Below are 12,716 nucleotides of genomic sequence, written 5' to 3'. Positions count from 1 at the left end.
AGGTTATGGAAAAACTATTATCTTAAAAAAGGAACTGTAAATGAGGAGCAGGACTAAGAGTAAAACGCAAATCTATTTTAGGACTTATTTTTAAAATATGTAAACTTATTTTAGGACGAGACAGAGGACGAAGGAGCGCAAAAAGGTGACAGAGAGCGAAGCCCCGGAGCGAAGCGGAGGGGCGCCCTTTTTGCCGACTGAGGCCGAAGCGAGACCTATAAACCCGCATAGTTCTACTATTCCTCTTGGAAAAGCCTAAAAAGGATCTTTCGAGTCCACTCTTATTAATCGATCCAAAGACATTTCTAACATTTGTAGCATCTCTCTATAAAGCGAATAATCTTGTTTATGAGCAAGATCATTCATTATAGGATGGTTTAAGGAAACGTTCAAAACTCTAAAAAAATTCCTTGATGCGATTTCCTTGTCTTTAATACTTTTTGAACTCTTGATTTTCTTCAACGCTTCAGAACCAATATCATAAATCCATGGAAAATCATGCTTAAGCATGCTCAAAATCATTAGAAAACCAACACCATCATCCTGAGATATCATAGCAAGCTCTTCTAACATCATAGGATGAAGCCTTCTAAACTTTTTATTAGGACTACTATTTGAGATATTTTTTTCAATTCTGCCTGGCAAATCCTGAAACATTATCTTAATTTCTTCAAAAAGTTTCGCAACTGGAGTATCCTCAGATAAATCCTTACTTTCCGATTTACTTTGTTTCTTTACTATAGGAGCAACCTTTTCCAAGAACTGATTAACCTGTCCTTTAATAACTTCTTCAATTGGTCTAGCGTTAGGAATTTTACTAACCAAATTACTAACCAATTTCGTCAATGAATCTACATCATCAGCACAGTTCTGAAATTGGGCAAAAGGGCCGCTATTGGCCATACTAAGGGGTAGGCCAAGGGCTATTCCAATCAAAGGAGTACCTGATTTCCCAATGGCTATACCAGCTTCATAGAGAATCCAAGGTCTATCAATGCTATGATGGGTCAATAAACAGACTACATCGGAAGCTTCGTTTAGCTTCTTAAAAATTTCCTCATACCATAAAGTGCCATATTCAATACCCTGAGTACCTTTTTTATCGGAAGAACGGAATGACTGAAGAATACCCATACTTGAGTTACTCAACAACTGGCTGAATGCTTCAGCCAGATCAGCATCTCTGGTATCATGACTTATAAACACCAAAGGTGTTTTTGTAATCTGCGTAGGTTGAGTGGATTCTTCCTGTTTATCGACGGTTGTTGTCTTTTTCGCCATAAAGTATTCAAATTGAACTATAATACTGAGTATCTATCTATTTATACCTCCTTTGTGCAAGCCACATAGTATGCTCCCTAGATATTGCGTTTTCCGAATCAAGTACAAACTTTGAAAATTGATCTTCTGATTGCAAATGATTATTTAAGGATCTGATGAGGCCTAATTCGGCTACGGTTGTCGTATATGCCTGAGCCAACTCATGAAACTGTTTCATTTCAACCCAGGCTATTGCTGCAGCAGAAATCGTAGTAAACAAGCCTACTAAATTCCAAGAAGAGGCTGGATTAATAATTAAGAACAAGCTCGCAATTACACTTAAGGCTTGACACCCAACAACAACAGCAAACCACCCATTTCTCATTTTTTTATTATACTTGGATTTCTTTGCATACCATTCTATCTGATTAACGATACGCTCATTAAAATATATGGTTTGTCTGTCTTTCCAACCTAAAGACCTTACCTGGTTCATTTCCTCACTAATAGATGCTTCTTTCAACAACCTAACATCCATCCTCTCCTCAAGATCAGGAAACTGTTTTCGGAGCTCCATTATTTGTTGGTTAAACTTGGTCTGAATACTTATCGAACTGGATGAACTCTCAAAACCTTCAGAGCACGTCACATATCTCCACATTAATGTTTTTATTGACTCAGACAATGCTCTTGCTTGGTACCATAAATCTTCAAAGTTACAACGCTTAACAATCACTGTTAGGCACAATGCACCAAGTAAAAGTAAGAGAGAAAAACAATAAACATACACCTTAGGATCAACTTGTTCAAAGTTATAAATAGTTATTGCTGCACCAACTATCCCAAATATTAAGTTGGTTTTCATTAAGCCGATATAAGAGCGTTGGGAAGAGCGGCTTACTTTTTCTGCAGCGCGCAGGATTCCTGGAAAATCATTTAAATTCACCAAATTTAAAATTTAAGTCTAATAGTAATTTGAAGCATTGTTTAAGGCTGATATAATCCCTTCTTCTGTAAATGAATTAGCAAAGGACGTAGAAACTCCCAACAACCCTGAAGGTGTCGTATTGTAATAACTCAGTTTAACAGCTGCGAGCTTTAATTTAACATCAGACATTTTTGCCCTACTAATCTCCCAATTCATCCATGAGCTCAAATGTGATTTTTCTCCAATAATCACAAGTAGGTAATCGGCTTGTTTCATCATCGATGTTAACGCAGCCTGTATTGTGGACGCATTTATACTATTAATTGCGACATCCGGGGAGCGCTGATCAAATGAGAAATCAAAATTCGGGTTACTATTCCAAGCTTTAAGAAGATTTTTATAATGCAAATCTTCGCTATGATCATAACTAACAAAAACTTTTTTCTTAACCATAATAGACAATATTATTTTATTACTATTCAAACTTTTCTAATAATCTCAATGCTTCTTGATATTTTTTCTCAAAACGATCTTTCAGGACAGAAAACTTTTCTCTTTGTTCCATATACGACTCCAACGCAAAACGATTATCATCCAATTTCTTTGCCTTATCAATGTATATTTTTTCTTCATCAAGATCATCAACTGCAAACGCTATTTCAGCTAACGTAAGAAAAATCCACACTTTATCTTCCCTTGATGTCCATGACCTGTCACTAAGGTGTGCAATACATATTTCTTTTACCTTTCTTCTCACACGCTTGGAACTCCCATAATAAAACAGAGCATTTAAGGCTACTGTTTCTTGGCAGGCACCTACCATTAAAACAAAAGCGAGGTTAATACCATTATAGTAGTCATTTGCTATATAGAAACCTTTTTCATAATACCAAATCGCAAGTTCTAAATCCTCTAGCTTTTCTTCTAAATCGAATAAACGTTTATATATTGCACCAGATAAACCTAATGTTTCAATATCAGTACTCATACGTGGATTAAGGGGTTGCAATACTTCAAGTGCTTTATATAATGATTTCAATTTACCTGGCACTTCTGATTTATAAATCATAAGTGCTAGGCGTTGTGAAACCAAAATATTATCCTGATTAAGAGCTAAAGCTTGCTCTAATAGACTAATAGCTGTACAATAATCTTTATTATTCTTTGCTGCTTCAGCAGCAGACATTAAATCTGAAAGAGATCCATCCTCCTTTATATTCTCCTTAATTGCTTCCACCTCTTTTGCCGAAAATCGAGGAATTTCCAAATCAGGAAACAAGGTATACAGGGGGCTATCTACTTTAGGATTTGCTAATAATTCTCGAGCTTTTTCTTGTAGTAGTTTCTTAAACCTGATAACCTCCCCATGATCAATCCCCTTGCCAAAATGCTCATAAGATTCAATGACAATATGACTTAAATCAAATGGGTACAGTAGTTCACTTTCAGCAATAATGATTGTTGTATTCTTACGCACTGCATGTCTTACGCCTAATTCGTATAGAACATTTTGATTTAGGGTTGATAAGTCAGCAACAACAAAATCGGCCTTCAAAATATTATCATACATATGCGTATCGATAACACCACTATGATTAATATCACACGCTCTATAGCATAAAAAACCTAGCTCCTCAAAAGCTGGTTTGATAATATATTCAAAGGATTTATCAAGATCAATTATTCTTCCTGTGGAATAGTCTGTCTTCGGCCCATAACCGATAATAACAAAACAAGTTTTAGGAGTCTTAGTCATTAGGGCTTTACTTTTACCTTTTCTGATATAGGATGCTCGCGTTTGGCGAAAGCCTTTTCAATATAGAAGTCTGGTTTGATGAGAAAATCTTGCCATTTGACTAGTACACAATATCTATCATCTTCAATATGATTACATTTATTATTCGGAATAAAGTAATTATGGTAAAATTCTGAAATGGTGGTCTCTCGATTAAGAGATACCAACCCATGAGTTTTGCCACATCTTTTACATTCCCTACGACCGCGGAATATACGTTCAGTCGCTTCTGACAAAACTATTCCAAGAATTCCATTACGGGTATTTCCAGTACCATTATAAAGTGAGGCCTGAAGCTCACGTTTGATATACCTTTGCTCTTCCCAACCATATATATCGCTACTACGTAATCCAATTAAATGAATAGTTACAGTTGAATCGATTAAATGATCTTCTCGGATTTTACGCATTATATAATCCTCATCCTCAGAGTTAATGGCATCATTCAAAGATTTATCGATCATGTCAATATTAAGCCTTTGAATTTTTTCCTTATACGCGAAATCTTCGGTTTTACACGATATAAAACATTTCCTTTTCATACTCGATAAGTATCTGCAATTAAGCCATCCATAACACTAAGCAATGGATTAGTATAATCTTCATCCTTCAGTCTATTGAATACCTTCATTGCCTGAAAACTCTGTCCAGCAAAATCAGACAAACGACGGTTCAAATCGTAAACATCTCGAATGACAGTTTTTGTCCTTAAATATTCCGGTAGGCTTCCAACTGGAATTCCTTTGAGGCATAAGGTGATTACCTCGGTTTTGTCATATCCGAAGCCAATTTCAAAAGGAACCCATCGTGATTGCAAGGTATTAGGAGAAACAACAGCTAACATATGTGAACTAGAATTCACCCCTTTACATAGACTTTCAACTAACGCTTTTGGATTTTTACTTTGATTTGCAATTCTCAAATCTCCATCATACTGATCAAAGTAAACATCAATTCCGGCAGCTAGTATATAGTCTGCAATCTTTTTTGCCGCTTCCCTGTCTTGCGACTGATAAGATATAAATACGCATTTGGAATTATTAATAAAGTACTGCGCTTTATTACTGACATTTATCGGTTGATAATATCTATTTTGAGACATAATTCAAACTGCTACATTACCTAATGTAATATATTAAAAATAAAATTTAAAAAAAACACCATATAAAATCAAGATAACTTCAATTGGGATCAATGACTTAAGTTTTCTTGATAGCGAATAATTCTGATGTTGCCTTTCAGAAATCACAAACAGGTGCAAATCTATACAATCAAAATTTAAAATATGTTTTGCAATTTGTTAATAGATTGTAAATGGTATCGAATTCTAACTTCGCTTATTTCCTTTTATCGCCACTGTCTGGATGAAAAGCTATCAAGTTAAACATTGCTCGTAATCTACTGCGTAACCTATTACCATAGATATCTTCCAATTCCTGGCTATTCAGATTTGTGGTAATATGGGTGAGCATTTTTTTGGAGATCCACAAATCATACCTGGACAGCAGAATTTCGGCCATTACGTTACAGCTATTCCCCCAGTGATTTACCGGTTGCTCAACGCCCAGGTCATCAAAGCAATGAACACGGGGAGTGTCAGTGTATGGAAAGAAGGCATTTCGGCTATACCTGCTGATAATATCGTAGCCGATTTTACTAAACTCAAAACTGATTTCGCGGCAGGAAACCATATGCGGCGTATAGGAGTCTGCCGAAAGGGGTCGCATTAGCGTAATTAAGGACGTTTTACCGCACCCAATCCTCCCGGTGAGGAGTACCCCTTTCTGAAGGTCTAATCCCTCGGATTTGGCCACTTCCTCGTCTTGTAAGAAATACGCCAGCAACTTCAGTACAACAGGGCGGTCTATTTCTTCGATCTTAAAGGCCGGGCCGTAGACAGTTTTCCCGTGTTCTTCCAATTGCTGCATGAGCAGGTGGTAATCATAAGGGGTCCGAATAGTTTTTGTTTTCATTGGAGTGGAGTCGTCCTGCTCCGTGTGTTGATTTGGTATGTTTGTCATGGTTTGTTTGCGTTTGTGTGTGAATGTTGAGCATCCATTTATGAGCCGCTGACTGCCAGTCCAGAATTAGTGTTTGTCCACCCTGCCGCCAGCCGTTTGCCTGGTAATGATGAAAAAATTTGTCACCTTCCAGTGGTGCGTACTGGTGGGAGTTAAAAAAGTCCTGCACCTGGGATAAGGTCGGGAGCTCCCGTTGTTCTTCTTTTGAATTTTCCGCGCGGGGTGCGTCCTTATGTGGCAGGTTATTTTTTTTACCTGTTTCATCTTTATTTTTTTTTGAGGGCGGGAGCCTGTTTTCTCCCTCTAGTTTATTATTGTTTATATGTTTATAAAAGAGGCCCACTTTTGGGCCTGAGTGTGGCCCACTTTTAGGCCACGTATGTGGCTCACTTTTGGGCCGCATATGAGGCCCAATTATGGGCCATGTAGAAAGCCCATTTTTGGGTAGATAACCTTGCTCATTTTCGTCCTGATTTAGTGGGTGGAAAAGAAATAATTGTCGGCTTTCTTCTTCAGTCAACATATTGCCGAGTGGCACAATAGATACCCAACTGGGAGCATACGCCATACTTGACTGCTGGTAGACTATATAAGCGCAATCATGCAGATGCCGCAAACACTTGACATAAGTACTACGTGACCCTATCCTGGATAACCTCATAATATCCTCCCGTACCACAGGAAACGGACTACTGAAGCGGTATTGATTCCAGGTCTGAAATAAAGCCATGTATAAACTAATATGCGTCGCGTACAGACGATCATCCGTCCGAACCTTTATGAAAAAGGAATTCAAATGCTTTATATAGTTCGTATGTGCAGGTAACACCGGCATCAGGAGCGTTTATGCGGTCCGGTTGCAGTCATGAGTTTCTGTATGTCCTCATAGTCATAGAATATCAGGCCGCCGATCTTCGTATAGGCAAGGGTGCCGTTGATACGCATGTTCTGAAGTGTGCCGGAGGAGATGTTGAGTAGGTCCTTGACTTCGTAGGACTTTAACCACTTGCGGGGCTGTGCCGGGTGGGAACTTATTACTTCCCGTAGTTCTTTGAATAATTCAACTTTGAAGATCGCCAGATCTTCCCGTGTTAGGATTTCTGCTGCCATAAGATTTATGTTTGTTTGATACAGCAGCAAAAGAATATTCTTTTCGAACACAAAAACAGTCACGGGGGTATACGCAACCCCCTGTAACACATTGATTATTAAAGACAAAAATTTTTAAAATTTATTTTAGAATAGGTCTAACCAGTCGCTTAGCGGAAGGAAATCATGGAAAACATACAGATTCCAGATAAAGCAGCATAAAACGTTGATGCCTTTCTGTGAGATGTCCAGCAGCTCCCCCAGGATTTCCTGTACAGCTCTGGATACTGCGGCACTATCTTTATAAAAATGGCTTCGCAGGCTTTGGCTGGAAACCACGTCCTGCTTCGCTGAGGTGAAGAAGAAAGAAAAGAAGTCCAGCAGCTCCGTTTTGTTTTTATTCAGGTAGTAGCCACTGTCAAAAAGCAATTTCAGCATAGCGCCCATCTGAGGAACTGAAAAGCCAGTCTGCACTTTAAAATCTTTCCACCGGTCAAGTTCTCCTATCGAATGGATGGATAATGAAATGACTTCTCTTTCCTTCTGGTAGGCGATTTCCGCCGAAATCCAGCACAATAGCTGATTCCGTAAGGAGTCGTGAAGTCTGTTTAAGCTAATCCCTGGTTTAGTACGGGTCTGGGCAATTTTCTTTTGGAGGAAAATTAACCGGTTTAGCCGGTCCCGTGAGGATGGTAATTGCTCTATTTCTTTACTGGCGCGGTCTGTCCAGTATTGCAAGTATGCAGGGGAGTTGAAATTTAAAGCATGTAGTTCCAATTCTATGCTTTCGGTAATTGTCTCAGAGTGGCAACTGTCAAGGATCTGACGTATCCGACTACTAAGTTTCGTTAAATAATATAGGTGGCTATAACTGATGAATTGTCCAGGGTGTTCTATTTCAAGAAAGTCCTCAAAGGGCTGTATTAGTATCGGGATTAATAAAGCTTCCACCTCTCCGTCTTCGGACTTTTCCTGTAGTAGCATCATTGCTGCAACATAGCTCTCTCGTGCCAGGTACAGATAAGCGTCAGGGATTTTACAGTCTATGTCCATATGTTGAGGGTACTGCCTTTCAATGAAAGAAAGGATTTCGGCCAGTATGCTGTACAAAAATCTGTATAGGTACCTCCAAGAGTCGTCAGGCGGGGCATCCGTTCGGCTCAATATATCATCTGTGTCCAGGTGTTCGGTGGTCAGGTCCATCAACTGTATGAGCTGGTGTTGATGATTCTGTAAATGCCTAGCCTGTTTCCGCTTTCCAAGATCATAAAGCTGTCGGCTAAACTCCTGTATGAACCAGTCCTTTTGCCTTGTAGCCTCATCAAGGATTTGGTTAAGGTAATTTGCTTCTGGTTTCTTGTGTTGCTGAAATCTCGTTTTGAGCTCAATTCTAATCAGCTTTTCAAAGTAGGATAATTGATAGGTTTGCTGCATGGAACATGGTTTTTCTAGCGCCAGATGGTTTGGTGTCAAGGTTATTTAAGGATATGTTATGCCGGGAGGGTCCTGCTATTTCAACAAGGTCTGCAATAAATAGGTTTAGAACATAACCCTCTGTTAACCAGTTGTTAATGTCGGTTTTGTACTAGTAGGTGACCGGCGCCGGTCACCTACGAAATAGGCCACTATGCTACAGCACTAAGCAATAAGGACTCCGGAATGGCCAGATTAAAGGAAGCCTTTAAACTTTTCATGTCCTGACTCACCTTTGAAGCAACAATCTTAGCGTAGATCTGCGTCGTCCGGATGGACTTGTGGCCTAACATGGCGCTCACCGTTTCCAGCGGTACACCATTGGCCAGTGTTACTGTGGTAGCGAAGGTATGCCGGGCGGTGTGGGTTGTCAGGTTCTTATCTATGCCGCAGAGATCCGCTACTTCCTTCAGGTAACCGTTAAACCGCTGATTGGTATTGATAGGTAATAACACATTGTTGGCGATACAGTACGGGTGATTTTCGTACTTCTTCAGGATCTCTTTTGCAATAGGCAACAGAGGAACGTTTTCACGACACCAGGTCTTTTCCCTGTTTTTAACGATCCAGTCTTCACCATCGAAGAACTTAACAACGTGATCGCGGGTAAGCAACAGCGCATCTTTATAAGCGTAGCCAGTTAAGGCCATAAAGAGATAAGCATCTTTTGTTTCCTGCAGGCGATGAATAGAAAAGTCTTTATGATACATCGTACTCAATTCATCCGCGCTTAAAATATCACGTTCAGGATTGATATAAGAACACACATAATCCTCAATCGGATTTGCGTTTAACCATTTACGTTGTACAGCCAATTTAAGTAGCTGCTTAGTGTTCTTTATATACTTCATCGCGCTGTTATCCTGGAGGCCTTCCGTTAATGTCAAATAATCGAAGAAGTCCTCTGCAAAAGCATACTCAATTCTACCCAGCGGGATATCTTTCATTTTGATAACATTGGAAAGAAAAGCGGAAATTTTGTCTTTGGTGCAATGCCACTTTTTTAAAGTTTTATCTGACCGTTTACCTTTGTCTACCTTCTCCTTAAACTTTTCATTATGAAAATCGGTGACTTCCAAAAGTGTGCGTTTCTCCCTGTTGATACCGTTGTAGGAGTTCTTTATCATCGTCGGGGTTACGGTATCGTCAACCGCTTTCAGGAGGTTGTAATGCCGGATAAGTTCAGTCTTTACATGCTGCAGGTGTTTATTGATTTCTATCGCTTCTGCAGATTTACCGACGATGGCACCAGCATCTTTGTTAAACTTTGAAGGTTCCACTTTGTAGCCCAGTGAAAACCCATCCCTGGGAAAACCGGTAACAGTAATACGAACGCAGATCGTTGCTTTGCCTTGTGGATTAAGGTTGTCGTAGCGGAGATGAAAAAGGATTGATAACTCTTGACTTACTTTCATAGTCCAATAAAGTTTTAGGTCCGATTTTTAATTTTGTTTGGTTTGTTTTGTATCGGTTTGTAAGTCCTAAAACCCTTTACTGATAAGCATTTACCAGAAAAAAGGATACAGTAAAACTAAAATTATTTACTGTATCCTTTTTTGTATCCTCTCAGATTCGTTTAATATGGTTTACCTTTCTATGGTAAAAGCAGAAAAGCTGCTTAAATCCTACGATTCAAGCGGCTTTAATTTCCTTTGATGATTTAGTAGTGATCCCGCTGGGACTCGAACCCAGGACCCATACATTAAAAGTGTATTGCTCTACCAACTGAGCTACGGAATCCTTTACTGTTAAGCGGGTGCAAAAATAGGAATATTTTTATTCCTGCCAAATTTTTACACAAAAAAAATCTCAAATCTCCCTCCCGTACTTCAATACAACAATGATCTCTCAGAAAAGGTTTTGCAATACAATGTTGTTACACCTATTTTTGTGCAGCTAAATTATATCCATGAAAACATCTTTTCAGAACAAGATTGTCGTTATTACTGGTGGGTCATCCGGAATTGGAAAAGCTTTGGCGGCCGATTTGCTAGCACAAGGCGCTAAGGTAGCGGTATGTGGAAGAAAACAAAATGCGCTCAACGAATTACAGCAGGAGCTCAGCAATAGCGATCTGTTCACTTTTGTAGCCGACGTGAGTATAGAGGCAGATTGTAAAGCTTTTATTGAAGGTACGATTGCTAAATTCGGTAAGATAGATATATTGATCAATAACGCAGGCATCTCTATGAGGGCCTTGTTCCGCGATCTTGATATCAATGTCTTGAAATCGCTGATGGACATTAACTTCTGGGGTACCGTATACTGCACTAAATTTGCTTACCCTTCTATTTTGGCCAACAAGGGCACTGTCGTAGGGGTATCTTCTATTGCGGGGTACAGGGGCTTGCCGGCAAGAACGGGTTATTCTGCTTCCAAGTTCGCTATGCAGGGGTTCCTGGAGGCGTTACGCACAGAAAACCTGTACACTGGCGTAAACGTAATGTGGGTATGCCCTGGCTTCACGGCATCCAACATACGTAATACCGCCCTCAATCCACAGGGACAAGCACAAAGCGAAACGCCGCTCGATGAAGGTAAGCTCATGAGTGCAGAAGCCGTGGCAGCTGCTATTACCCAGGCGATTGCCAAACGTAAACGTACATTGGTACTTACCACCCAGGGCAAGTTAACCGTTTTGCTGAATAAGCTGGTACCGGGCTTTTTGGATGGGATAGTATACAATGTGTTTAAAAAAGAACCGGGTTCTCCACTTCAGTAATTAAACAACTAATTCGCTGTAGTCGTTAACGTTAGTGCAAAAAATTCCGCTTAAAATACAATCACATGGGGTTTTTTGCCTTTATTTGCAGTAAAGTTTACTCACATAACCCCCCATGGCATCTTTTTTGGACGGAAAGCGCACATTGAATATGCCATTCTGGATATAGGAACGGATGAATAGTGATAGGGATTTGATTTGTGGGTTTGAACACTTGGGTTTGGATTTAGATTTTCTGGCATGTCCATTATAACATTAACATCAGACATAGGGATGCAGGATTACCTGGTAGGTGCCATCAAAGGGCAACTCTGGCAATACTGCCCGGAATGTCATGTTACGGACATCACCCATCATATCAGCCCTTTCAATTTGCCGCAGGCTACTTACATCTGTAAAAGTGCCTTCGCCTATTTTCCATTGGGTACTTTTCATTTTGTATTGATCAATTTATTCGACAAACGTCCCGATCATGTACTGGTAGCAGAACATAATGGGCAGTACATCGGCTGTGCCGATAATGGCCTGCTTACCATGATCGCCGATGGCATGCCCGAAAAAGTGATCAAGCTCCCGCTGCCCCCCAAAGCGCCTAAAAATACGTTTACCATTATACAACTGCTGGCCAATGCCGCCAGAGAGCTAAGCCGCGGCAGGGCGCTGGGCGAACTCGGACCGCTTACCCAGCAGATTAATGTTAAAAATAATCTGCAACCCCTGGTGGGAGCAGATTTCATCGAAGGACAGATCATCCATATCGACAGTTTCGAGAATGTAGTGGTGAATATTACCCGGCAGCAATTCGATATGCAACGTAAAAACCGCCGGTTTAAGATCTTCTTCCGCCGCGATGAAGTCATCAGCCAGATCAGCGAAACGTATGCAGACGTGCCGGAAGGCACCAAACTGGCACTTTTTAATGCAGCCGGATACCTGGAAATAGCGATCAATAAAGGCAATGCAGCCGGACTATTCGGCCTGCAGGGCTTCCACCGCGACCAGCTCACCCATCCAACGGGATACCAACAGCTGTCATACTACCAAACTGTAAGAATAATTTTTCAATGATCAACCGTATTGTTAAGATGGAATTCGACCCGGAAAAAGTAATTACCTTCCGGGAATTGTTCTCACGGCAACAACAACAGATCCGGAATTTTCCCGGATGCCTGCACCTGGAGCTCTGGGAACACGAAGCCTCTGGCAATACCTGGTTCACCTTCAGCCAGTGGGAATCGGAAGCTGCACTTGAACAATACCGGCAATCAGACCTGTTCCGCGAAACCTGGGCGGCAACCAAAGTGCTTTTTAATGCCAAACCCACCGCCTGGACCGTAAAACAGGTCACCAGCTGCTAACAGGCAACTGGCGCTTTTTAATCCAGTAACCACCTGTAACCACAAATGCTAATATAATTTTAATCTCAGG

The 12,716-nt window shown here is 40.3% G+C and carries 14 protein-coding genes and 1 tRNA gene; 3 read left to right on the top strand and 12 right to left on the bottom strand.

Annotated elements, in window-relative coordinates; all coding sequences use genetic code 11:
* Positions 1 to 255: 255 nt before the first annotated feature.
* The 12 genes from ACDQ55_RS18465 to ACDQ55_RS18410 all read right to left on the bottom strand — a co-directional run bounded on the left by ACDQ55_RS18465 (position 256) and on the right by ACDQ55_RS18410 (position 10,306).
* Positions 256 to 1,281, bottom strand: coding sequence for a TIR domain-containing protein (locus ACDQ55_RS18465; RefSeq protein WP_420982966.1), 1,026 nt, complete (start codon positions 1,279 to 1,281; stop codon positions 256 to 258).
* A 37-nt stretch (positions 1,282 to 1,318) separates the two neighbouring features.
* Entirely contained in the window at positions 1,319 to 2,206 is an 888-nt protein-coding gene (locus tag ACDQ55_RS18460; RefSeq protein ID WP_420982969.1) for a DUF4231 domain-containing protein, read from the bottom strand.
* Between the two features lie 18 nt (positions 2,207 to 2,224).
* On the bottom strand, positions 2,225 to 2,641 hold the full coding sequence (locus ACDQ55_RS18455; protein WP_420982965.1) for a TIR domain-containing protein: 417 nt from the start codon (positions 2,639 to 2,641) through the stop codon (positions 2,225 to 2,227).
* A gap of 22 nt (positions 2,642 to 2,663) precedes the next feature.
* Positions 2,664 to 3,944 carry a TRAFs-binding domain-containing protein gene (locus tag ACDQ55_RS18450; RefSeq protein WP_420982963.1) on the bottom strand — a complete coding sequence of 427 codons (1,281 nt, stop codon included), beginning with the start codon at positions 3,942 to 3,944 and terminating at the stop codon, positions 2,664 to 2,666.
* Entirely contained in the window at positions 3,944 to 4,447 is a 504-nt protein-coding gene (locus tag ACDQ55_RS18445) for a molecular chaperone Tir (protein WP_420982962.1), read from the bottom strand. The genes ACDQ55_RS18450 and ACDQ55_RS18445 overlap by 1 nt, the downstream gene beginning before the upstream one ends.
* Before the next feature lie 74 nt (positions 4,448 to 4,521).
* On the bottom strand, positions 4,522 to 5,085 hold the full coding sequence (locus ACDQ55_RS18440; protein ID WP_420982961.1) for a toll/interleukin-1 receptor domain-containing protein: 564 nt from the start codon (positions 5,083 to 5,085) through the stop codon (positions 4,522 to 4,524).
* 235 nt (positions 5,086 to 5,320) lie between these two features.
* Positions 5,321 to 6,004: a hypothetical protein gene (locus ACDQ55_RS18435; protein WP_420982960.1), complete on the bottom strand. Its 684-nt coding sequence runs from the start codon at positions 6,002 to 6,004 to the stop codon at positions 5,321 to 5,323.
* Entirely contained in the window at positions 5,925 to 6,572 is a 648-nt protein-coding gene (locus tag ACDQ55_RS18430) for a hypothetical protein (protein ID WP_420982959.1), read from the bottom strand. The genes ACDQ55_RS18435 and ACDQ55_RS18430 overlap by 80 nt, the downstream gene beginning before the upstream one ends.
* Before the next feature lie 266 nt (positions 6,573 to 6,838).
* Positions 6,839 to 7,222 (bottom strand): helix-turn-helix domain-containing protein, encoded by a 384-nt coding sequence (locus tag ACDQ55_RS18425; RefSeq protein ID WP_420982958.1) that lies wholly within the window; start codon positions 7,220 to 7,222, stop codon positions 6,839 to 6,841.
* 18 nt (positions 7,223 to 7,240) lie between these two features.
* Entirely contained in the window at positions 7,241 to 8,527 is a 1,287-nt protein-coding gene (locus tag ACDQ55_RS18420) for a hypothetical protein (RefSeq protein ID WP_420982956.1), read from the bottom strand.
* Positions 8,528 to 8,718: 191 nt separating this feature from the next.
* Positions 8,719 to 9,981, bottom strand: coding sequence for a site-specific integrase (locus ACDQ55_RS18415; RefSeq protein WP_420982954.1), 1,263 nt, complete (start codon positions 9,979 to 9,981; stop codon positions 8,719 to 8,721).
* A 252-nt stretch (positions 9,982 to 10,233) separates the two neighbouring features.
* A tRNA-Lys gene (locus tag ACDQ55_RS18410) sits at positions 10,234 to 10,306 on the bottom strand.
* A gap of 169 nt (positions 10,307 to 10,475) precedes the next feature.
* On the opposite strand from ACDQ55_RS18410, the gene ACDQ55_RS18405 reads away from it, so the two are divergent.
* The 3 genes from ACDQ55_RS18405 to ACDQ55_RS18395 all read left to right on the top strand — a co-directional run bounded on the left by ACDQ55_RS18405 (position 10,476) and on the right by ACDQ55_RS18395 (position 12,646).
* Positions 10,476 to 11,288: an SDR family oxidoreductase gene (locus ACDQ55_RS18405; RefSeq protein ID WP_420982953.1), complete on the top strand. Its 813-nt coding sequence runs from the start codon at positions 10,476 to 10,478 to the stop codon at positions 11,286 to 11,288.
* A gap of 240 nt (positions 11,289 to 11,528) precedes the next feature.
* Positions 11,529 to 12,356, top strand: coding sequence for an SAM hydrolase/SAM-dependent halogenase family protein (locus tag ACDQ55_RS18400; protein WP_420982952.1), 828 nt, complete (start codon positions 11,529 to 11,531; stop codon positions 12,354 to 12,356).
* A complete protein-coding gene (locus ACDQ55_RS18395) occupies positions 12,353 to 12,646 on the top strand; it encodes a putative quinol monooxygenase (protein WP_420982951.1) in 294 nt (97 codons plus the stop codon). Before ACDQ55_RS18400 ends, ACDQ55_RS18395 begins: the two co-directional genes overlap by 4 nt.
* Positions 12,647 to 12,716: the final 70 nt, after the last annotated feature.

The organism is Chitinophaga sp. 30R24 (assembly GCF_049056765.1).
In the GTDB taxonomy this organism is placed as follows: domain Bacteria; phylum Bacteroidota; class Bacteroidia; order Chitinophagales; family Chitinophagaceae; genus Chitinophaga.
The sequence above is the reverse complement of the archived record's forward strand: the minus strand, read 5'-3'. Positions and strand labels throughout refer to the sequence as shown.